The 19,636-nt window shown below is 66.8% G+C and carries 19 protein-coding genes and 2 tRNA genes; 7 read left to right on the top strand and 14 right to left on the bottom strand.

The genetic code is table 11. From position 1 onward, the window contains the following. Both ACFPMG_RS06425 and ACFPMG_RS06420 read right to left on the bottom strand, forming a co-directional pair. The gene (locus ACFPMG_RS06425) at positions 1 to 1,200 is read right to left on the bottom strand and encodes an amino acid ABC transporter permease (RefSeq protein ID WP_035673803.1); all 1,200 of its coding nucleotides are present in this window, start codon (positions 1,198 to 1,200) and stop codon (positions 1 to 3) included. A gap of 199 nt (positions 1,201 to 1,399) precedes the next feature. Further along, positions 1,400 to 2,422 carry an amino acid ABC transporter substrate-binding protein gene (locus ACFPMG_RS06420; protein WP_349619900.1) on the bottom strand — a complete coding sequence of 341 codons (1,023 nt, stop codon included), beginning with the start codon at positions 2,420 to 2,422 and terminating at the stop codon, positions 1,400 to 1,402. Between the two features lie 240 nt (positions 2,423 to 2,662). Between ACFPMG_RS06420 and metC the strand changes: the two genes are divergently transcribed. Both metC and hisI read left to right on the top strand, forming a co-directional pair. Beyond that, a complete protein-coding gene (gene metC, locus ACFPMG_RS06415; protein ID WP_376994376.1) occupies positions 2,663 to 3,841 on the top strand; it encodes a cystathionine beta-lyase in 1,179 nt (392 codons plus the stop codon). A 44-nt stretch (positions 3,842 to 3,885) separates the two neighbouring features. Continuing rightward, positions 3,886 to 4,320, top strand: coding sequence for a phosphoribosyl-AMP cyclohydrolase (hisI, locus tag ACFPMG_RS06410; protein ID WP_376994375.1), 435 nt, complete (start codon positions 3,886 to 3,888; stop codon positions 4,318 to 4,320). A 332-nt stretch (positions 4,321 to 4,652) separates the two neighbouring features. Here hisI and ACFPMG_RS06405 read toward each other — a convergent pair whose 3' ends face one another. The 4 genes from ACFPMG_RS06405 to ACFPMG_RS06390 all read right to left on the bottom strand — a co-directional run bounded on the left by ACFPMG_RS06405 (position 4,653) and on the right by ACFPMG_RS06390 (position 5,851). Then, positions 4,653 to 4,895, bottom strand: a complete 243-nt coding sequence (locus tag ACFPMG_RS06405) for a DUF6460 domain-containing protein (RefSeq protein WP_376994374.1) — start codon at positions 4,893 to 4,895, stop codon at positions 4,653 to 4,655. A 445-nt stretch (positions 4,896 to 5,340) separates the two neighbouring features. Continuing rightward, positions 5,341 to 5,417 (bottom strand) — tRNA-Arg (locus tag ACFPMG_RS06400). Positions 5,418 to 5,427: 10 nt separating this feature from the next. Continuing rightward, positions 5,428 to 5,724, bottom strand: coding sequence for an ETC complex I subunit (locus ACFPMG_RS06395; protein ID WP_014240426.1), 297 nt, complete (start codon positions 5,722 to 5,724; stop codon positions 5,428 to 5,430). Between the two features lie 49 nt (positions 5,725 to 5,773). Then, positions 5,774 to 5,851: transfer RNA gene (locus ACFPMG_RS06390), tRNA-Pro, on the bottom strand. A gap of 199 nt (positions 5,852 to 6,050) precedes the next feature. Between ACFPMG_RS06390 and ACFPMG_RS06385 the strand changes: the two genes are divergently transcribed. Then, the gene (locus ACFPMG_RS06385) at positions 6,051 to 6,473 is read left to right on the top strand and encodes a hypothetical protein (RefSeq protein WP_376994373.1); all 423 of its coding nucleotides are present in this window, start codon (positions 6,051 to 6,053) and stop codon (positions 6,471 to 6,473) included. Positions 6,474 to 6,486: 13 nt separating this feature from the next. Here ACFPMG_RS06385 and ACFPMG_RS06380 read toward each other — a convergent pair whose 3' ends face one another. The 4 genes from ACFPMG_RS06380 to ACFPMG_RS06365 all read right to left on the bottom strand — a co-directional run bounded on the left by ACFPMG_RS06380 (position 6,487) and on the right by ACFPMG_RS06365 (position 9,482). Then, the gene (locus tag ACFPMG_RS06380; RefSeq protein WP_376994372.1) at positions 6,487 to 6,927 is read right to left on the bottom strand and encodes a DUF192 domain-containing protein; all 441 of its coding nucleotides are present in this window, start codon (positions 6,925 to 6,927) and stop codon (positions 6,487 to 6,489) included. 124 nt (positions 6,928 to 7,051) lie between these two features. Next, a complete protein-coding gene (locus tag ACFPMG_RS06375; protein ID WP_376994371.1) occupies positions 7,052 to 7,606 on the bottom strand; it encodes a hypothetical protein in 555 nt (184 codons plus the stop codon). Next, the gene (locus ACFPMG_RS06370; RefSeq protein ID WP_376994370.1) at positions 7,603 to 8,160 is read right to left on the bottom strand and encodes a hypothetical protein; all 558 of its coding nucleotides are present in this window, start codon (positions 8,158 to 8,160) and stop codon (positions 7,603 to 7,605) included. Before ACFPMG_RS06370 ends, ACFPMG_RS06375 begins: the two co-directional genes overlap by 4 nt. Positions 8,161 to 8,318: 158 nt before the next feature. Then, positions 8,319 to 9,482: an acetoin utilization protein AcuC gene (locus ACFPMG_RS06365; protein ID WP_376994369.1), complete on the bottom strand. Its 1,164-nt coding sequence runs from the start codon at positions 9,480 to 9,482 to the stop codon at positions 8,319 to 8,321. A gap of 128 nt (positions 9,483 to 9,610) precedes the next feature. Between ACFPMG_RS06365 and ACFPMG_RS06360 the strand changes: the two genes are divergently transcribed. Then, complete coding sequence (locus tag ACFPMG_RS06360) at positions 9,611 to 10,369, top strand: DUF1194 domain-containing protein (protein ID WP_376994368.1); 759 nt, start codon at positions 9,611 to 9,613, stop codon at positions 10,367 to 10,369. A 79-nt stretch (positions 10,370 to 10,448) separates the two neighbouring features. Further along, a complete protein-coding gene (locus ACFPMG_RS06355) occupies positions 10,449 to 11,273 on the top strand; it encodes a universal stress protein (protein WP_376994367.1) in 825 nt (274 codons plus the stop codon). A gap of 57 nt (positions 11,274 to 11,330) precedes the next feature. Here ACFPMG_RS06355 and ACFPMG_RS06350 read toward each other — a convergent pair whose 3' ends face one another. From ACFPMG_RS06350 to ACFPMG_RS06335, 4 genes are all read right to left on the bottom strand, one after another. Further along, positions 11,331 to 12,803 carry a sodium:proton antiporter gene (locus ACFPMG_RS06350; RefSeq protein ID WP_376994366.1) on the bottom strand — a complete coding sequence of 491 codons (1,473 nt, stop codon included), beginning with the start codon at positions 12,801 to 12,803 and terminating at the stop codon, positions 11,331 to 11,333. Positions 12,804 to 12,916: 113 nt separating this feature from the next. After that, entirely contained in the window at positions 12,917 to 13,297 is a 381-nt protein-coding gene (locus ACFPMG_RS06345; RefSeq protein WP_376994365.1) for a DUF1850 domain-containing protein, read from the bottom strand. Positions 13,298 to 13,321: 24 nt separating this feature from the next. Continuing rightward, a complete protein-coding gene (locus tag ACFPMG_RS06340) occupies positions 13,322 to 15,418 on the bottom strand; it encodes a TRAP transporter permease (protein ID WP_376994364.1) in 2,097 nt (698 codons plus the stop codon). Between the two features lie 31 nt (positions 15,419 to 15,449). Further along, the gene (locus tag ACFPMG_RS06335) at positions 15,450 to 16,388 is read right to left on the bottom strand and encodes a TAXI family TRAP transporter solute-binding subunit (protein WP_014240416.1); all 939 of its coding nucleotides are present in this window, start codon (positions 16,386 to 16,388) and stop codon (positions 15,450 to 15,452) included. Between the two features lie 318 nt (positions 16,389 to 16,706). Between ACFPMG_RS06335 and ACFPMG_RS06330 the strand changes: the two genes are divergently transcribed. Together ACFPMG_RS06330 and ACFPMG_RS06325 are read left to right on the top strand one after the other, a co-directional pair. After that, a complete protein-coding gene (locus ACFPMG_RS06330; protein WP_035673773.1) occupies positions 16,707 to 17,204 on the top strand; it encodes a (2Fe-2S)-binding protein in 498 nt (165 codons plus the stop codon). A 36-nt stretch (positions 17,205 to 17,240) separates the two neighbouring features. Beyond that, positions 17,241 to 19,631: a xanthine dehydrogenase family protein molybdopterin-binding subunit gene (locus ACFPMG_RS06325; protein ID WP_376994362.1), complete on the top strand. Its 2,391-nt coding sequence runs from the start codon at positions 17,241 to 17,243 to the stop codon at positions 19,629 to 19,631. The last annotated feature ends 5 nt before the right edge of the window (positions 19,632 to 19,636 follow it).

Raw genomic sequence — 19,636 nt, 5'->3', positions numbered from 1 at the left:
TCAGCGCTCCACCAGCGCGATGCGCTTGTTGTACCAGTTCATGAAGATCGAGATGCCCAGGCTGATGACCAGATAGGTGCCCATGATCATCGCCACGCCCTCGATCGCCTGACCGGTCTGGTTCAGCGTCGTGTTGGCGATCGACACCAGATCCGGGTAGCCGATGGCGAGCGCCAGGGAGCTGTTCTTGGTCAGGTTCAGATACTGGCTGGTCAGCGGCGGCACGATCACCCGCAGCGCCTGCGGCAGGACGACGAGCCGCAGCGTCTTGCCGCTGTCGATGCCGAGCGCCCTTGCGGCTTCCGTCTGGCCCCAGTTGACCGCCAGGATGCCGCTGCGCACCACCTCGGCGATGAAGGCGGCGGTGTAGACGACCAGCCCGACCAGGATCGCGAAGAATTCCGGGGTGAGGACCACGCCGCCGACGAAGTTGAAGCCCTGCAGCTTCGGCACGTCCAGCGCCGTCGGCGCGCCGCCGGCGATGTAGGCGATCAGCGGCAGGCCGATCAGCAGACCGAGGCTCGCCGTTCCGATCGGGAAGGGCTGGCCCGTCCGCTCCTGACGGGCCTTGGCCCAACGCCGCAGGAAGATCACGCCGATCACCGCGATGGCGAGCGCGAAGCCCATCGTGCCCCATACGGGGTCGGCGGAGGGCACCGGCACGAACAGGCCGCGCTGCGACAGGAACACGCCGGGAATCGGGTTCAGCGCCTGCCGCACCGGCGGCATGCTTTCCGAAACCAGCGCGTACCAGAAGAAGAGCTGGAGCAGCGGCGGAATGTTGCGGACGATCTCCACATAGGTGGAGGCCAGCTTGGCGATCAGCCAATTGCTCGACAGGCGGGCGACGCCGATCAGCGTGCCCAGCACGGTCGCCAGGACGACGCCGATGATCGACACCTTCAGCGTGTTCAGCACGCCGACCAGGAAGGCCCGGCCGTAGCTGTCCCGCGGGTGGTAGTCGATCAGGCTCTCACCGATGCCGAAGGAGGCCTCGCGGTCCAGGAATCCGAATCCCGTCGCGATGGACCGCTTCGACAGGTTGTCGAGCGTGTTGTGGATAAGGAACCAGCCGACCGCGATGACGATGCCGACCACCAGAACCTGGTAGAACACGGCACGGACCGTCGGGTCGCTGAGGGAAAATGAAACACCGCCAGGCGCGCTTGGGCGCGCGGTGTCCCGGGTCTCGCTGGCCACGGTTCTCTCCCCTCACCAGCATGGCGTAAGCGCGCCGGCCGCCTCCCGAACGTCCGCCGCATCTTGCGCCACGTATATCGTCTCCCAAACGAGCCTGCGGCACGGGCCTTGATTCTTGTCGCCCTGAAACCGCCCTGCCCGTCGTCAAAAAAGGAAGGACCGCGGGCCTCCCTGTGGTCCGCGGTCCCCCTTTCCGTCCTTAGCGGATCGGCATCGCGTACTGCAGACCGCCGTTGGTCCACAGCGCGTTCAGACCGCGCTCCAGCTTCAGCGGGGTCTTCGTGCCGACGTTGCGCTCGAAGATCTCACCATAGTTGCCCATGGTCTTGATCACGTTGTAGGCCCACTTCTCGTCCAGCCCCAGCGCCTTGCCCATGCCCGGCGAGGTGCCGAGGATGCGCTGGATCTCCGGGTTCTTGCTGTTCACGAACTCGTCGACGTTCTTGGACGTGATGCCCATCTCTTCGGCCTGGATGGTCGCGTAGACGGTCCACTTCACCACATCGAACCACTGGTCGTCACCGTGGCGGACGGCAGGGGCCAGCGGCTCTTTGGAGATGATCTCCGGAAGGATGATATGGTCGTCCGGAACCGGGGCCACGCCGGCGCGGGTGCCGGCCAGGCCGGAGGCGTCGGTCGTCAGCACGTCGCAGCGGCCGGCGAAGTAGGCGGCGTTCACCTCGTCGTTCGACTCGATGACGACGGGGTTGTAGGACATGTTGTTGGTGCGGAAATAGTCCGCCAGGTTCAGTTCGGTCGTGGTGCCGGCCTGGACGCAGACGGTGGCGCCGTTCAGCTCCTTGGCGCTCTTCACGCCGAGCTTCTTGTTCACCATGAAGCCCTGGCCGTCATAATAGGTGACCGGGGCGAAGTTCAGGCCGACCGAGGTGTCACGGGTCAGCGTGACGGTGGTGTTGCGCGACAGCAGATCGACCTCGCCCGACTGGATGGCGGGGAAGCGCTGCTGGGCGGACAGCGGGGTGAATTTGACCTTGTTCGGGTCGTTGAACAGCGCAACCGCGACCGCGCGGCAGTAATCGACATCGAGACCGGTCCAGTTGCCCGAGCTGTCGGGGTTGCCGAAGCCCGGAAGGCCGGCGTTCACGCCGCACTGAACGAAGCCGCGGCCCTTGACGGCGTCCAGCGTCGGACCAGCCTGGGCGCCGGTGACGGCACCGAACACCACGGCCGCGGCAGCAGCGGCGAGGATTCCCGATTTCATATTAAGCTCCACCCTGTTCTTGCGTTTTTACGCTTAGGTTCATGCAATGCGCGCTCCGCATGGCGGACACGCGCGTGTGACAAGAGTGCACCAACAGCATCGGGCTTGTCGAATCATCCTTAAGCCGTGCATTTGGCTTGGTTATCCCTTACAGAGGCTTAGGGAAAAGAATCTTTGGCGGCCGGGTCCATCTTGGAATGTCGGGATACGGCCGCCATCACTGTTGTTGCGGGAAGTCCCATGAAAGACGCACGAAAAGATACGATCCTCGGACACGCCGGGCGCAGCCCGCGCGAGAATCACGGAATCGTGAATCCGCCGGTCTACCATTGCTCGACGGTGCTGTTCCCGACGCTGGAGGATCTGGAAGCGGGCGACCGCACCCCCTTCGACAGCATCAACTATGGGCGCATCGGGACTCCGACCACGCTGGCCTTCGAGCAGGCGGTGGCGGAACTTGAGGGCGCCTATCGTACGGTCAACACAGGCTCGGGCCTCAACGCCATCGCCACGGCGTTCTTCGCCTTCACCAAGACGGGCGACCATGTGCTGATCACCGACAGCGCCTACGGTCCGACCCGCCGATTCGCCAACGACACGCTGATCCCCTACGGCGTGGAGGTCGAGTATTTCGACCCCACCATCGGCGCCGGAATCACCGCCCTGCTGAAGCCGAACACCAGCGTCGTCTTCCTCGAATCGCCCGGCTCCCTGACCTTCGAGGTGCAGGACGTCCCGGCCATCGCCGCGGCGGCCAAGACGGTGGGCGCCACGGTGATGATCGACAACACCTGGGCCACCCCCCTCTTCTTCCAGCCGCTGCGGCACGGGGTGGACGTGTCGATCCATTCGGCCACCAAATACATCGTCGGCCACGCCGACGCGATGCTGGGCGTGATCTCCTGCGCCGACGAGGCGAAGTGGCTGGCGGTGAAGAAGGCCGCCACCCGGACCGGCACCTGCGCCGGGCCGGACGACATCTATCTGGGGCTGCGCGGCCTGCGCACCCTGTCCGTCCGCCTGAAGCAGCACGAGGAAAGCGCGCTCGCCCTGGCCGGCTGGCTGTCGAAGCAGCCCGAGGTCACGCGCATCCTGCACCCGGCCTTTCCGGACTGCCCTGGCCATGAACTGTGGAAGCGTGACATCGGACGCTCCTCCGGCCTGTTCTCCATCGTCATGAACGCGGTGCCGAAGCAGGCGCTGTCGGCGATGCTGAACTCACTGGAGCTGTTCGGGCTGGGTTACAGCTGGGGAGGGTTCGAAAGCCTGATCCTGCCGGCGCGCCCTGCCGCCGTCCGCACGGCGACCCGCTGGACCGAACCCGGCACCATGCTGCGCCTGCACGCGGGGCTGGAGGACGTGGACGATCTCATCCGGGACCTCGATGGCGCCTTCACCCGCTTGAGGGCTGCCCTGTAACGGGCGGGTCCGGACACGCGGCACCAACACAAGGATGGGACACAATGACGGACGCCACCGCGCCCGGGGGCCCAATCGAGCCTTCATTTGAGGACGTGATCGCCGCCATCGCCTTCAACGCCGAAGGGCTGGTCCCGGCCATCGCCCAGGCGGAAGGAACCGGCGAGATCCTGATGATGGCCTGGATGAACCGCGAGGCCGTGCTGGAAACGCTGCGCACAGGCCGCGTCTGCTACTGGTCGCGGTCCCGCAAGGGGCTGTGGCGCAAGGGCGAGACGTCCGGCCAGATGCAGCGGCTGAAGGATTTCCGCGTCGATTGCGACGGCGACACCCTGCTGGTGATCGTGGAACAGGACGGCGTGGCCTGCCACACCGGACGGCGCAGCTGCTTCTACCGCGCACTGCGTGACGGGAAGCTCGCCATCATTCAGGACGTTGAAACCGATCCGTCGGTTCTCTACGGACACACGCATAAGTAAGACGCTAAACCTTCGCTGCAATGCGAAAAGTGTTTGATCTATGTCAACGTAGCTCGAGGCGGGAAGAGGTAGAAAGCTCTTGTCTCTAACCCTCCCTGTATTCGCCTATGCCGGGGGTTCCAATGGAACCCCCGGCTATTTTTTTGTCCAAAGTCAAAGCCGGTCCGGTTGCAGCGGATCGATAAAATTATCGCAGATTGATGCAGATCAACGAAGCGGGTCGCCCGAACAGTTAAACAGTCCTTGTCTCTAACCCTCCCTGTATTCACTTAACCGGAGATCCATTGGATCTCCGGTTTTTTCTTCTGCGGGTGGCGGAGATCGGGATTGCGTTACGGGCGATGCCGCGTGCGGGTCCAGCGCATGAGCGCTCCGATGACGGACAGCGGGACGACGATCACCGCTCCGATCAGAATATAGGGCAGCGCCCAATGGAACATGTCCGCAGCGAGCCGGGCGATGTCCTGGATGGTGGCCCAGCTGTTGGTCAGGATGCTGGTCGGATTGATGTCCAGGAAGGACAAAACCAACCCGACCACGAAGCACAGCAAAAGCGTTCTGACGACCCAACCCACCAAGACATCACCTCGTACTGACGCCGAACGGCGCGGGATTGATCAAGCGCCCCGTGAAACGTCACCAGCACGGGGGCCGTTCCTTGCGGTAGATGGTTATGGCGGTGGCGCATGAGAACGCCTTAGCCCCTCCTCATGCAGGCGCTTTCGGGTTATCCCCATTTCCTGTGGATAACTTTGTGGATGAGTCCTCAAGCCTGTTGGGGTGATGACATCTTGCCGTCATGCCCCCAAATTGGGCATGGTCATCGCGAAGCGAAACCATTGGATACACTGCAAATCGTCAGCGCTGCACCGCAACCAAAGGCTTCGCGATTCCTTTGCCTACGACAAAACGGATATGGGGATAACTGTGTTGACCGATTGGGAATCAGAAGCCTATCCGCTGGCGGGCATCCGCAGACGGCGCGCATTGATCGGGACGATGTGGCGTTTTAAAGGGAGGTGGCGACCCCAGCAGGATTCGAACCTGCGACCTATCGCTTAGAAGGCGATTGCTCTATCCAACTGAGCTATGGGGCCCCGGTCCGGGTCAGAAGCGCGGACGGTCCATACGGAAGTTGTCGGCGTAGTTGCGCGGACGAACGCGGCGCACCGGCGCATCCTGGACCGTGTAGTCCCAACCCTTGCGCTGGGCGAAGGCGACCGCCTCCTCCGACGTCTCGAAACCGATGCGCACCTGGTTCAGCGTGTCGCCGGAGCTGATCCAGCCCATCAGCGGCTCCGGACGGCGCGGGGTTTCGATCTCGTACTCGAGCAACCAACGATGCGTCTTGGCACGCCCGGACTGAGTGGCCGCTTTGCTCGGCTGGTAGATCCGGACCTTCATGACGCGGCATCTCCTCTGATACGTGCGTGGTGCATCGTTCGAATTTCGTTGGTCGGGGCGCCCGGATTCGAACCGGGGGCCTCCAGTACCCAAAACTGGCGCGCTGACCAGACTGCGCTACGCCCCGACGTCGCGCAGTGGAATACACGAACCCTGCGCGGACGGCAAGACGCTGCCGCATCTATCCCACAGGGTGGACCTTCCGTATGATGCCGCCCCTTTCGACCGCGTCGGCCACCCCTTCCGTGAACACCCCCTCTCCGTCCCCGCCCCGTCTCGCCGTCTTTGTGTCCGGGCTGGACGACACCCCGGCCGGACGTGCCGCCGTGGCTCTGAGCGATGCCCTGCGGCGGCGGGGGTATGGGCTCGACGTCATGGCCCCGATGGGGGGAGGAGCGTTGCGGGCGGCGCTGCACCCCGGCATCGGCCAGATCGACCTTGCCAAGCGCCACACCGCCACTTCCGTCCTCGCTCTCGCGCGGATCGTTGCGGAGCGGCGACCGGCCGGGCTCATCGGGGTGGGAGGGGACGCCGGGCTCGTCGCCCTTGGCGCCGTCCGGCTGGCGCGGCAGGGCACGCCCGCGGCGGTGCTGGAGGACCAGCCGCCGTCCGACGGCGGGGTACGGCGCGCCTTGCGGGCGTGGCTGCACCCGCGCGCCTGCATCGTGGTGAGCGGTGGCGCCATGCCCCCGGAGGAGGAAGCCCGGCTCGTCCTGGCCGCCTTCGGGTTGCCCGATGAGGCCCGTTAGCGCCGCGGCGCCGTCACTTCGCGGTGCCGAAGGCCGAATGCACCACGCGGTCGCCCGGACGGATGCCCAGACGGGCGCTCATGCCGCCGTTGATCTCCAGGATGCCTTTCACCGGACCGGCGGAGTTCACCGCGTCCAGCGACTGCGGAACGGCGTTGGCGTGGATGTTCACGATGCGGCCGTCCGCCCCGACGAAGATCATGTCGAGCGGGATCAGCGTGTTCTTCATCCAGAAGCTGGCGGGCTGGGGACGGTCGTAGGTGAACAGCATGCCGGCGTCGGCGGCCATCTTCTCGCGGAACATCAACCCCTGCGCCTGCTGTGCCGGGGTTTCCGCCAACTCCACGTCGAAGCGGTACTTTCCGCCGCCCGCCGTCTCGACGGTCAGGGAGGAGCGCGCGAAGCTCTCCAACGCCGCCGCCGGCAGGGCCGACAGCAGGATCGCGGCCCCCATCACAAGTCCACCCAAGAGACCACGCACCGCCCGTCCGATCATCGCGACCAACCCATTCCTTGACGTTCAGAGCTTGGACGATGCCGCCGTGATGTGCGGCTGTCCAGCGGCCTCTTCGGCGGCGTTACGCCGCCGTCCGGTCGGTGGCGGTGGTGTAGATGTCCTTGGTCAACGGCTTGACCTGCTTGATCTGGTAGCCGGGGCGGGCGCTGAAGCGGCGGAGGGCCCGTTCCCCGGCTTCCCGGTCGCTCTCGGCCCAGACGAGATAGTCGCGCCCGCGCGCCCACTCGACGGCAAGCGGATGCAGCGCGTCAATCTCGCCGATTTGCGTGTTGACGACCGTCACCAGCCATTCCTTGTCGTTCGGATTGCGGCGGTCGGTCAGGATCAGGAGCTGGGGCCTCTGCTTGGTTTGCGCTTCGGACAGACGCCGTTGGATCTCCGACTGCTTGCGCCGCGCCTCGACCGTGCCGGCCACGCACTCCTCGATCTCCTTGACGATGTGCTCGTCCTCGTGCTGGAGCCTGCGGATCGTCGCTTCCAGCTTGCCGATCGTGTCCTTGGCAGCCCGCATCCGGCTGCGGCTCTGTGCGACCTGTGAATCGACCGCCAGCAGCACGTTGCCCAGCCACGCCCCGATGGCGATGATGCCAAGAATAATGAGAAAGTTGATCATCATGAGGCGGGCGCCTTGATCCGGACGGGGTTGGGGCGGCCCTGGGTCCTCTGGAAATTCTTGGTGAAGCCCATCTTGAAGGGGAACGCCACCTCGACAAGCTGCTTGGCCTCCTCCGCCCCGGATGCCCAGACCTCCGCCACGTTGGCACAGCGCCAGATCGGGTTCACTTGCGACTTGTCGCCACCGGAAGAGGCCTTCTCCTGGGCGACATTCACCAGGAACTTCGACAGCCCGGCCTGGGGATCGCCCACTTCATGCACGAACACGGGGGGCTGAAGGGCGATTTCAGCAATCGCCCGCTCCATCTTGCGGTTCTCGGTTTCGGCGCGATGCATCTCGGCGGACACTTGGTTGCGCCGCTGCACCTTGCCGTTCACCCGGTCCTGAAGCTCGTGGATCTCCGAATGCAGGACGTAGATGCGATTCTCGAGCTGGTCGATGCCCGCGGAGCGATGAAGAAAATCGGGCAGGAAGCGCTTCAGCATCATGGCGACCGGAACGGCGGCCAGCATCATCGCGGCGATGGTCAGCAGGAGCAAGGTGGTGTTCGACATCGGCGGCCTGCCCCCTCTCCTTCTCCAGCTCCCGGTCCCCAGCATGACGTGGCCGGTCGGATCGGCCTGCGGACAGCGCGAGTCGCGTGAATCAGGCTGGCCGATTCGGCCCAATACGTCAACTGCGTGACATATGCGAATGAAAAACTTTCCAAAGATTATCCGGTCTGGACCATCTTCGCGTTTGCCGCAGCGGCAACACGACGCACCTCGTCGCGCAGCGGGCCGGGACGCGGCGCGTCGGCAAGGGTGGTGAACCAGTGCTCCGGCGGGTTGCGCCCGGCGGCGCGCGACCAGGACAGCGACCGCAGAACGCCCTCCGCCTCGGGCGTCGGCGGCACCGCCGGGTCGATACCGTTCAGCACCGCCCAGATTCCCGCCCAGCAGCGCCCGACGGACCAGGGATTGTAGCCCCCGCCCCCGACCACCATCAGACGCGGCGCCAGCCCCATCAGGGCGCGCACCGCCCGCCACAGCGCGCCGTTCGATAGTTCCAGCCGGCTCAGCGGGTCTTCGGCCAGCGCGTCGGACCCGGTCTGGATGACCAGCGCCTGGGGGCGGAACGCTTGGCCCAACGGAAGAATCACCGCCTCCAGAAGGTAGTCCATCTCCGTGTCGTTGAACGCCGGCGGGACCGGCAGATTGACGGCCATGGCGCCGGGGCGATCCTCCGCCTTGCCGGTGAAGGGCCAGCGCCCGTCCTCGTGGACCGACAGGGTCAGCACGCGGTCATCGTCGGCGAAGGCGTCCTCCACCCCGTCGCCGTGGTGCGCGTCGAGATCCACGTAGAGCACCCGTTCGATTCCGGCATCGAGCAGAGCCAGGATGCCAAGCACCGGTGCGTTGAGGTAGCAGAAGCCGCTGGCCCGCCCCGGACGGGCGTGGTGGGTGCCGCTGGCCGGGCTGTAGACAATGCCGGTGGGCACCTCCGCCAGCAGGCGCCCGGCCAGGATGGCGGCACCGGTGCTGATGGCGGGGCGGCGGTACATCTCCGGAAAGACGGGATTTTCCAGCCGGCCGAGGTTGTAGCGCTCCCCCGTTTCGGCATCGACCCGCTGGTCCGCCTCGGCGCGGTGCAAAGCGGCGATGTAGTCCAGGGCGTGGAAGCGGGCCAGTTCCTCCGGCGTCGCCAGCGGGCTGTCGCGGTAGACCGCGTCGTGCAGCCAGCCCATGGCGCGGCTGAGGTCGATGGCGGTGGACACCCGCGGGATGGCCAGCGGGTGCTTCGCGCCATAGCTGGAGCCCCGGTAGATCTCGCTGCCCAGAAACAGCGGGCGGGCGGGAAACGCTGGCGGAAATTCGGGCGGAAAATCGATCGGCATGGGGTGGAGAGGTGGAGCGGCGACGCCCGTCCGTCAACGTCTCGTGAACACGGCCCCTTGTCGTGGCCGCGCAGCGATCTCTTTTCTTGAGGGGTATGGGCGAAAACATCCGCGGGGGGAGGCACGGCATGGACGGTGCGTGGCGTCTGGCGGGGGTGGCCGTTGCGATTCTCGTGGCCGGCGGAACGGGAGCGCCGGCTCTGGCCGACACGCCGGTCGATCTGGAACTGGTGCTGGCCGTGGACGTATCCGGCAGCGTGGACGCGGAGGAAGGGCGTCTCCAGCGCGAGGGCTACGTCGCCGCCCTCACCGACCCGAAGATACAAGCGGCGATCCGCGGCGGTCCCTTCGGACGCATCGCCGTCACCTACGTCGAATGGGCCGGGGACAGCTTCCAGCGCATCACCGTGCCCTGGACCTTGCTGAGCGACCACGGCAGCGTCGAGGCCTTCGCCTCCTCCATCGCCGAATCGCCCACCCTCAGCGCGCAGTGGACCTCGATCAGCGCGGCCATCGACTTCAGCGCCCGCCTGTTCAACGACAACGGATTCGAAGGGACACGGCGGGTCATCGACGTGTCGGGCGACGGGGTCAACAACCGTGGCCGTCCCGTGCAATGGGCGCGCGACGAGGCGGTCGCCGCCGGGATCACCATCAACGGCCTGCCGATCCTGAACGACCGGCCCAATCCCTGGGGCGGGGCGGCGCCGACGAACCTCGACGGCTATTACGAGGAGCATGTGATCGGCGGGCCCGGCGCCTTCCTGGTGCCCGCGGTCAGCTTCGAAGCCTTCGCCGACGCCATCCTGAGCAAGCTGTTGCTGGAAATCTCCGGCCTCACTCCCGATCACGACGCGGGCGGGCGCACCGGCCTCGCCAGCCGCTAGCCGGATCGTTGCCAGATTGGCTCAACAAACATTACCTATTGAGTGCCGGTCATCCGGTTCGAAACCTGCGAGCGAGACCATGCCGATCAAGACGATCCTGCTGCACATGTCGAACGACGACCGCCATTCCCAGCGGCTGGAGGCCGCGGTCGGTCTGGCCAGGCGCTTTTCCGCCTTTGTCGAGGTGCTGTTCGTCGCCACGCCGGTGTCCATGCCCGCCGCGGTGACCGGCCGCGCCGCGTCCTACGCCTACATCGCGGAGGCCACGGCCATCGCCCTCGAGAAGGCCGAACAGATCGAGCAGGAGGTTCGGCAGGCGCTGAAGGACTGCTCCTACTCCTGGACGGTCGACGAAGGGGATCATGTGGAATTGCTGGCCGCCCGCGCAGGCTATGCCGACCTCGCCATCGTGAGCCAGAGCCACGGCGACGACCTCGGTGATCGGGTGATGCTCCAGGTGCCGGACCGCCTTCCGCTGACCAGCTCCTGCCCGACCCTGGTGCTTCCCTTCAACTTCCCGCCCCAGACGGAGATCGGCCGCCATGTGGTGGTGGCCTGGAAGAACACCCGGGAAGCCGGGCGCGCCGTGCGCGCCGCCCTGCCCTTCCTCACGGCTGCGGAACGGGTCACGGTGGTTACCATCGACCCGCCGGGCCATGCGTTGGACGGCGGCCGCGACCTGATGATCTGGCTGGAGCGCCACGGTGTTCGCAGCCAGCACCAAGCCAGCATCTTTCAAGGCGGCGATGTCGGGGAGATCATTCTGGACAGTCATCGCGTCCTGGGCGGCGATTTGCTGGTGATGGGGTCCTACGGCCATTCCCGCCTGCGCGAGATGGTGCTGGGCGGGGCGACGCGCACAGTGTTGTCGAACCTCACCACCCCGGTCCTGATGTCCCATTGAGACCGGGCATGCCGGCGGGCAGCGCTTCGGCACGGCCCGCCCGCCTTGCAGGGAGACCTACAGGAAGAACACCCAAGTCACCAGGACGAACAGAGGCACCAGAATGCCGAAGGACCACAGCATGTAGCCGAAGAAGCTTGGCATGGCCACGCCACGCTCCTCCGCGATGGCCTTGACCATGAAGTTCGGCGCGTTGCCGATGTAGGTGTTGGCGCCCATGAACACGGCGCCCGCCGAGATGGCCGCCAGCGTCACGGCGAGGTCGGTCATCAGCACCTGGGCGTCGCCGCCCGCGGTGTTGAAGAAGATCAGATAGGTCGGCGCGTTGTCGAGGAAGCTGGACAGCAGGCCGGCCGCCCAGAAATAGGCCGCCGGAACCGGCTGGCCGTCCTGGTTCACCGCAGCGATGATGGCGCCCAGCGCCCCGTCGGTGCCCGCCCGCAGGATGGCGATGGCGGGGATGATGGTCAGGAAGATCGCCGCGAACAGCTTCGCCACTTCCAGGATCGGCCCCCAGGTGAAGGCGTTCAGGCGGCGGCTGTGCGCGCTGGTCAGCTTCAGCGACAGGCCCGTGATTCCGAGAAGCAGCAGGTTGCTGACGATCGTCTCCAGCGGCACGTGGATGTGATAGATCTCTATCCCCGCCCCCGGATGCCAGACGCCGCTGAGCAGCACCGCGCCGACGATGGCGACGAGCAGGAGCAGGTTCACCGCCCCCTCGATCCGCACCGGCTCCCGCTCATGCACGCCCTCGATCAGCGGGTGCTTACCGGGGTCTTTGGTGTGCAGATAGAGATCGACCAGGAAATAGATCGCCAGCAGGCAGCCGGACACCAGAACCATCGGCCAGAACAGGTGCACGGTCGGCCAGAAGAAGCTGACCCCCTTCAGGAAGCCCAGGAACAGCGGCGGATCGCCCAGCGGCGTCAGGGAGCCGCCGACGTTCGACACCAGGAAGATGAAGAAGACGACGGTGTGCACCTTGTGCCGCCGGTGCTCGTTGGCGCGGATCAGCGGGCGGATCAGCAGCATCGAAGCGCCGGTCGTCCCCATCAGGCTCGCCAGCAGCGTGCCCAGCCCCAGCCCCAGCGTGTTCGCCAGCGGCGTTCCCACCAGCGTACCGCAGATCCGCACGCCGCCCGCCACCGTGAACAGGGCCGTCAGCAGCACGATGAAGGGGATGTATTCGAGAAGCAGCGTGTGCAGCAGCTCGTAGGTGGCGAGCCCCGCGCCGAAGGTCAGCGCGAAGGGCAGCAGGAAGGCAATCGCCCAGCCCGCGGCGACCTTGCCGAAATGATGGTGCCAGAAGGACGGCGCCAGCAGCGGCATCAGGGCGATGGACAGCAGAATCCCGACGAAGGGAATCACCCAGAAGACGTTGAGGTCGTGCCCGTCGAGATGCGGGGCGCCCGCCGCCTCCGCCGCCAGGGCCAGCCCCGGCAGTCCGGCGGCGGTGAGGCCCGCCAGGGCGGCCAGGGGAACGGTTAGGGAACGGGCGGGGCGATGTCGGGTCGGTCGGGCGTCGGTCATCACACGCATTCATCTGTAATATCAGTTGCGGGAGTATGCGACCCCGAACGGCTTAAGCCAAGCCGGAACGGCCCTTCCAAATCCCCCTACCCGCCGTGCGAGAATGACGCAGCTTACGGGCAAGGCTTGATTTCCAGGGGGCTCGGGACCGGTCCGTCGATCCAGCCGTGAAGCGGACGGCAGGCCTCGCCCGCGCACAGCTCGTGGTCCGGGGTGAAGGAGGACGCGGCCAGCACCAGCCGCTCCAGCGGCGGCACCGCGGGTGCCCAGACCCACCAGCCATCGGCCAAGCGGGTGCCCGGCGGCAGTTCCATCCCGGCGCCGGTGCCCTTCACGCGGGCTTCGGTCAGGACAAGACGTCCTTCCTCGATGCGCCAGTCCTCCCGCCATTCGGTCTTTTCCACCGAATGGGTCCAGGACAGGGTGAAGGCGGGACCCGGCAGGGCGGCCAGAACCGCCCCGCCGAGCGCCGACAGGCACAAGGCCACGCTCATGCCGCCGCCATCATGCCGCCTCCATCACGCCGGGGCGCTGGTCCGACCCAGGCGGCGCAGACGGTGGCGCTGCCACAGCAGGAAAGCCGCCGTCATGACGAAGCCGGCCTCGTCCGTTACGGGCAGGGACAGGACGAACAGGAAGGCCGCCGCCGCCGCGAACACCCGCTCCGCCCAGTTCATCGGCGTCCAGAAATAGCCGATGGTCGCCGCTCCCCACAGCCCGATGGCGATCAGCGCCTTGAACAGGACGTAGGCCACGGCCAGCGGATCGTCGGTCTGCAGCATCAGCGCCGGGTCGTACACCGCCATGAAGGGCACGACGTAGCCCGCCATGGCCACGCGCGTGGCGATCCAGCCGATCTCCATGTGCCCGGCCCGGCAGATGGACGAGGCGGCCAGCGCCGCCAGCGCCACCGGCGGGGTCAGGTCCGCCATGATGCCGAAGTAGAAGACGAACATGTGCGAGACGATCAGCGGAACGCCCATCTGCAGCAGGGCCGGCGCCGCGATGGCCGCGGTGATGATGTAGTTCGCCGTGGTCGGCAGGCCGGTGCCCAGGACGATGCAGGCCAGCATGGTCAGCAGCAGCGCGATCAGCAGGTTGCCGCCCGACAGGTCCATGATGGTGGAGGCGAAGCTGGAGGCCAGCCCGGTCAGCGTCAGGATGCCGATCAGCACGCCCACCAGCGCGCAGGCCACGCCCACCCCCACGGCGTTCTTGGCGCCGTCGGCGAGGCTCTGCACCAGCAGCGCCAGCGTCTCCCGCCCGCCCCTCAGCGCGAGACAGGGCAGGACCAGCAGGCCGACGATGGCGAAGGCCAGATGCTCCGTCCGCAGCCCCATCCGCCACAGCGCCGCGGCGATCAGGCCGAGGACGACCCAGAAGCCGACGCGCAGGACCGTCGGGCCGATGAAGCCGACGATCCGCGTGCCGAGGATCAGCGCGACGGTCAGGGCGATGCCGATCACTCCGGCGAACAGCGGCGTGAAGCCGGAGAACAGCAGATAGACCAGCGCCGCCAGCGGCAGGATCAGGTACCAGCTTTCCTTCAGCGCGCCGAGGACGCTGGGGCACTGGTCCTTCGGCAGGCCGACGAGGTTGTGCTTGCCGGCCTCCAGATGGACCATCCAGAAGGCGCTGCCGAAATAGAGGATGGCCGGGATCGCCGCGGCGATGGCGATGTCGCTGAAGGGGACGCCGATGGTCTCGGCCATGATGAAGGCGGCCGCCCCCATGACCGGCGGCATGATCTGCCCGCCCATGCTGGCCGTCGCCTCCACCGCCCCGGCGAAGGCCGGGCGGTAGCCGAAGCGCATCATCAGGGGAATCGTGAACTGGCCGGTGGTCAGCACGTTCGCCACGCCCGAGCCGTTGATCGTCCCCATGAAGCCGGAGGAGATGACCGCCACCTTCGCCGGCCCGCCCTTGGCATGGCCGACGAGCCCCAGCGACACGTCGTTGAACAGCTTGATCATGCCGGCGCGCTCCAGGAAAGCGCCAAACAGGATGAACAGGAAGATGAAGGTCGCCGACACGAAGGTGGGCGTGCCGTAGATGCCCTCGGTCGAGAGGTACAGGTTGTCGATGACCTGATCGACGTCGTAGCCGCGGTGGGCCAGCCCGAAGGGCAAATGCCGCCCGAACAGCGCGTAGGGGATGAAGACGCCGCACATGATCGGCAGCGCCCACCCCATGATGCGCCGCGCCGCCTCGAACACCAGCGCGATGGTCAGCGCGCCGACGATCAGGTCCGTGGTGTTCGGGTCGCCCGCCCGCTGGATGAGATCGACCTCGAAAACGTAATGGTAGAGGCCTAGTGCGAACGCGCCCAGGCCGAGCAGCCAGTCGTACCAGGGAACGCTGCGCCGTTCCGCCTCCTGCCGGAAGCCGAACAGGGTGAAGGTCATCAGCAGCAGGAAGCCGACATGGACCGACCGGACGACCATGCTGGACAGCGGGTTGAAGGCCGCCGTCCAGATCTGGAACAGCGAGAAGGCGACGGCGATGGCGAAGACGGCCTTGCCCGCCACGCCTTCGAAGGCCACAACCGTGGAGGGGTTCTCACGGTCGATGGCCTGGCGGATTTTGTTGTCCGCCTCTTGGGGGGATGCGCTCATCGCACGGGGGGTCCGGGACGACGCGGCGCGCTTACATCAGGCCCTTTTCCTTGTAGAACTTCTCCGCCCCCGGATGCAGCGGCACCGGCGACTGGATGGTCGTGGCGTCCAGCTTGATCTGCTTGGCGGCGGCGTGGGCCGCACCCATCGCGTCGAGATTCTCGAACATCGCCTTGGTCATCGCGTAGACCGCGTCGTCCGACACGCCGGCGTGGGTGACCAGCAGGTTGCGCACCGCCGCGGTCGGCACCGGCTCGCTCTGACCGCTGTAGCTGTTGGCCGGGATGGTCTCCGCGATGTAGGCTGGGTCGCCGACCTTCTGGATCACGTCGGCCGGGATCGAGACGATGGTGATGTCCTGGGAGGTCGCCAGATCCTTGATCGCCGCCACGCCGAGGCCCGCCGAGATCAGCGTCGCGTCGAGCTGCCGGTTCTTGATCAGGTCCACCGATTCGGCGAAGGGCAGATACTCGGTCTTGGCGAAGTCCTTGTAGCCCAGCCCGGCGGCGGCGAAGATCGCGCGGGCGTTCAGCTCCGTGCCCGACTTCGGCGCACCCACCGACACGCGCTTGCCCTTCAGGTCGGCCAGCGTCTTCACGCCGGAGTCCTTGCTCGCGACGATCTGGATGTAGTTGGGGTAGATGGCGGCGACGGTGCGCAGCTTGGTCAGCTTGGTCTTGAAGCCCGCCTCCTCGTCGCCCTTCCAGGCGCCGCTCAGCGAATCGCCGAGCGAGAAGGCGATCTCGCCGCGCTCCGACTGGAGGAGGTTCAGGTTCTCCACCGAGGCCTTGGTCGCCTGGACCGTGACCTTGGCCCCCGGGATGGCCTTGCCGTAGATGCCGGACAGCGCGACGCCCAGCGGGTAATAGACGCCGCTGGTGCCGCCGGTCAGGACGGTGACGAACTGCTCGGCCTGGGCCGGCAGCGCGGTGAGCATGCAGACGCCGACCGCGGCCAGGAAACGCTTCATTCTTCTATCCTCCCGAGAGACTGTCCGTTGCGGATCGTTCGTAAGACGCTTTGGTTTGCGTCGGATTGTTGGCTATCCTAACTTGTGGTCGGTGGGTCCGCCAGTCCGTAGGAACCGATAGGCGCGCGGCGGTTCGGCACAAGCCCTCTCCCTTCGGAGGAGGCCGAACGGCGTCTTGACCGGATAGGACGGCGCGCCCCTATCCTTGTTCCGGTTGGTCCTGCACCACACTTTATCCCGCAGATTTGGAAGAGCCGTCGAAAGAAGCGTCGCGAAGGTCGGGGCAACAGAACGTCACCAACACTGGGAGGACAGCGGATGCCGTGTACCGTTTCCATGACCGTCAACGGAAAGGCGGTCTCGCGCGAGGTGGAGGAGCGGACCCTGCTGGTCACCTTCCTCCGTGACCAGCTCGGCCTGACCGGCACCCATGTCGGCTGCGACACCAGCCAGTGCGGCGCCTGCGTCGTCCACATCGACGGGCGGTCGGTGAAGTCCTGCACCATGCTGGCCGCCCAGGCCGACGGTGCCGCGGTCACCACCATCGAGGGGCTGGCGGCGGCCGACGGCACGCTGCACCCGATGCAGGCGGCCTTCCGCGAGCATCACGGCCTGCAGTGCGGCTTCTGCACGCCGGGCATGGTGATGAGCGCCGTCGATCTGGTGACGGCCAACCCCTCCCCCAGCGAACATGAGGTCCGCGAAGGTCTGGAGGGCAACATCTGTCGCTGCACCGGCTACCACAACATCGTCAAGGCGGTGATGGCCGGGGCCGAGGCGATGCAGGGCGGCACGATGAAGGCCGCCGCCGAATAAACAACGGGCAAAGGCTCTCATGGGAGGAACACGAAGATGGCGAACCCCACCGGCATCGGCGCTTCCGTGCGCCGGCGCGAGGACGCGCGCTTCCTGACCGGGCGCGGCACCTACACCGACGACATCAACCGGCCCGGCCAGACCCACGCGGTCTTCGTCCGGTCCCCCTACGCCCACGCCCGCATCACCGGAATCGACGCGGCCGAGGCCATGCAGGCCCCCGGCGTGATCGCCGTGCTGACCGGCGCCGACATGGAGGCCGACAAGGTCGGCAGCCTGCCCTGCGGCTGGCAGATCCATTCCAAGGACGGTTCCCCGATGAAGGAGCCGCCGCACTTCCCGATTGCCCGCGACCGCGCCCGCTACGTCGGCGACGCCGTCGCCGTGGTGATCGCCGAGACGCGCGAACAGGCGAAGGACGCCGCCGAGCTGGTCATGGTCGATTACGAGGAGCTGCCGGCGGCGGTGACCTCGCTGAAGGCGCTGGAGGGCAGCGCGCCGCTGGTCCATGACGACGTCGGCGGCAACCTCTGCTTCGACTGGCACCTCGGCGACGCGGCGGCTGTGGACGCGGCCTTTTCGCAGGCGGCCCACGTGGCGAAGCTCGATCTGGTCAACCAGCGCCTCATCCCCAACGCGATGGAGCCGCGGGCGGCGTTGGGCGAATACGACCGCGCGACCGGCGAGCACACGCTGACCACCACCAGCCAGAATCCGCACGTCATCCGCCTGCTGATGGGCGCCTTCGTGCTGGGCATCCCGGAGCACAAGCTGCGCGTCGTCGCCCCCGACGTCGGCGGCGGCTTCGGTTCCAAGATCTTCCATTACGGGGAGGAGGCCGTCGTCACCTGGGCGGCGAAGAAGGTCGGGCGCCCGGTGAAATGGACCGCCGAGCGTTCCGAGAGCTTCCTGACCGACGCCCACGGCCGCGACCATGTCAGCCACGCCGAGCTGGCGATGGACAAGGACGGCAACTTCCTGGCGCTGCGCGTCGCGACCATCGCCAACATGGGCGCCTATCTGTCGACCTTCGCGCCGTCGATCCCGACCTACCTCTACGCCACGCTGCTGGCTGGCCAGTACAAGACCCCGGCGATCTACGCCGAGGTCAAGGCGGTCTTCACCAACACCGTGCCGGTGGACGCCTACCGCGGGGCCGGGCGTCCGGAGGCCTGTTACCTGATCGAACGGCTGGTCGAGGTCGCCGCGGCCGAAACGGGCATCGACAAGGCGGAGCTGCGCCGTCGCAACTTCGTGCCGGCCAGTGCCATGCCCTACCAGACGCCGGTGGCGCTGCAGTACGACACCGGCGACTTCGCCAAGAATCTCGACATCGCCCTGCCCTTGGTCGACTATGACGGCTTCGCGGCGCGCAAGGCCGAGTCCGCCCGGCGCGGCAAGCTGCGCGGCATCGGCTTCGCCACTTACATCGAGGCCTGCGGCATCGCCCCCAGCAACATCGCCGGCGCGCTCGGCGCGCGTGCCGGGCTGTATGAATCGGCGGAGGTGCGCTTCCACCCCACCGGCTCGGTGACGGTCTTCACCGGTTCCCACAGCCATGGGCAGGGGCATGAGACGACCTTCGCGCAGCTCGTCTCCGAGCGCTTCGGCGTGCCCATCGAGAATGTCGAGATCGTCCACGGCGACACCAGCAAGATCCCCTTCGGCATGGGCACCTACGGCTCCCGCTCCCTGGCGGTCGGCGGGTCGGCCATCGTCAAGGCGATGGACAAGGTGGAGCGCAAGGCCAAGAAGATCGCCGCCCACATGCTGGAGGCCGCCGAGGCCGACATCGAGGTGAAGGACGGGCGCTTCGTCGTGGCGGGCACCGACAAGGCGCTGACCATCGGCGACATCGCCCTGCAGGCCTACGTCCCGCACAACTTCCCGCTCGACGAGCTGGAGCCGGGGCTGGACGAGCAGGCCTTCTACGACCCGAAGAACTTCACCTACCCCAACGGCTGCCACGTCTGCGAGGTGGAGATCGACCCCGACACCGGCGTGGTCCAGGTGATCAGCTTCGCCGCGGTGGACGATTTCGGGCGCGTGATCAACCCGCTGATCGTCGAGGGGCAGGTGCATGGCGGGCTGGTCCAGGGCATCGGGCAGGCGCTCTACGAGAACTGCGTCTACGACGAGGACTCGGGCCAGCTCATCACCGGCTCCTACATGGACTACTGCATGCCGCGGGCGGACGACGTGCCGTCCTTCACGGTGCGCTACCACGAGGACCAGCCCTGCACGCACAATCCGCTGGGCGTGAAGGGTTGCGGCGAGGCCGGGACCATCGGCGCGTCGGCCGCCGTGATGAACGCGGTGGTGCACGCCCTGTCCGAGTACGGCGTCACGCATCTCGACATGCCGGCGACCCCGGAGCGGGTCTGGCAGGCGATCCGGCGCCACACCCCCGCCCAGGCGGCCGAATAAGAGGG

This window comes from Azospirillum himalayense (assembly GCF_042657465.1).
Lineage (GTDB): Bacteria > Pseudomonadota > Alphaproteobacteria > Azospirillales > Azospirillaceae > Azospirillum > Azospirillum himalayense.
The sequence above is the reverse complement of the archived record's forward strand: the minus strand, read 5'-3'. Positions and strand labels throughout refer to the sequence as shown.

What these genes read in the sequence shown, in the direction of transcription:
- ACFPMG_RS06395 (WP_014240426.1), bottom strand. Translation starts at nt 5,724, where the DNA reads ATGAAGGTCCGGATCTACCAGCCGAGCAAAGCGGCCACTCAGTCCGGG.
- ACFPMG_RS06340 (WP_376994364.1), bottom strand. Translation starts at nt 15,418, where the DNA reads ATGAGCGCATCCCCCCAAGAGGCGGACAACAAAATCCGCCAGGCCATC.
- ACFPMG_RS06370 (WP_376994370.1), bottom strand. Translation starts at nt 8,160, where the DNA reads ATGTCGAACACCACCTTGCTCCTGCTGACCATCGCCGCGATGATGCTG.
- ACFPMG_RS06365 (WP_376994369.1), bottom strand. Translation starts at nt 9,482, where the DNA reads ATGCCGATCGATTTTCCGCCCGAATTTCCGCCAGCGTTTCCCGCCCGC.
- ACFPMG_RS06345 (WP_376994365.1), bottom strand. Translation starts at nt 13,297, where the DNA reads ATGAGCGTGGCCTTGTGCCTGTCGGCGCTCGGCGGGGCGGTTCTGGCC.
- ACFPMG_RS06360 (WP_376994368.1), top strand. Translation starts at nt 9,611, where the DNA reads ATGGACGGTGCGTGGCGTCTGGCGGGGGTGGCCGTTGCGATTCTCGTG.
- ACFPMG_RS06375 (WP_376994371.1), bottom strand. Translation starts at nt 7,606, where the DNA reads ATGATGATCAACTTTCTCATTATTCTTGGCATCATCGCCATCGGGGCG.
- ACFPMG_RS06420 (WP_349619900.1), bottom strand. Translation starts at nt 2,422, where the DNA reads ATGAAATCGGGAATCCTCGCCGCTGCTGCCGCGGCCGTGGTGTTCGGT.
- hisI (WP_376994375.1), top strand. Translation starts at nt 3,886, where the DNA reads ATGACGGACGCCACCGCGCCCGGGGGCCCAATCGAGCCTTCATTTGAG.
- ACFPMG_RS06380 (WP_376994372.1), bottom strand. Translation starts at nt 6,927, where the DNA reads ATGGGGGCCGCGATCCTGCTGTCGGCCCTGCCGGCGGCGGCGTTGGAG.
- ACFPMG_RS06355 (WP_376994367.1), top strand. Translation starts at nt 10,449, where the DNA reads ATGCCGATCAAGACGATCCTGCTGCACATGTCGAACGACGACCGCCAT.
- ACFPMG_RS06350 (WP_376994366.1), bottom strand. Translation starts at nt 12,803, where the DNA reads ATGACCGACGCCCGACCGACCCGACATCGCCCCGCCCGTTCCCTAACC.
- ACFPMG_RS06335 (WP_014240416.1), bottom strand. Translation starts at nt 16,388, where the DNA reads ATGAAGCGTTTCCTGGCCGCGGTCGGCGTCTGCATGCTCACCGCGCTG.
- metC (WP_376994376.1), top strand. Translation starts at nt 2,663, where the DNA reads ATGAAAGACGCACGAAAAGATACGATCCTCGGACACGCCGGGCGCAGC.
- ACFPMG_RS06330 (WP_035673773.1), top strand. Translation starts at nt 16,707, where the DNA reads ATGCCGTGTACCGTTTCCATGACCGTCAACGGAAAGGCGGTCTCGCGC.
- ACFPMG_RS06325 (WP_376994362.1), top strand. Translation starts at nt 17,241, where the DNA reads ATGGCGAACCCCACCGGCATCGGCGCTTCCGTGCGCCGGCGCGAGGAC.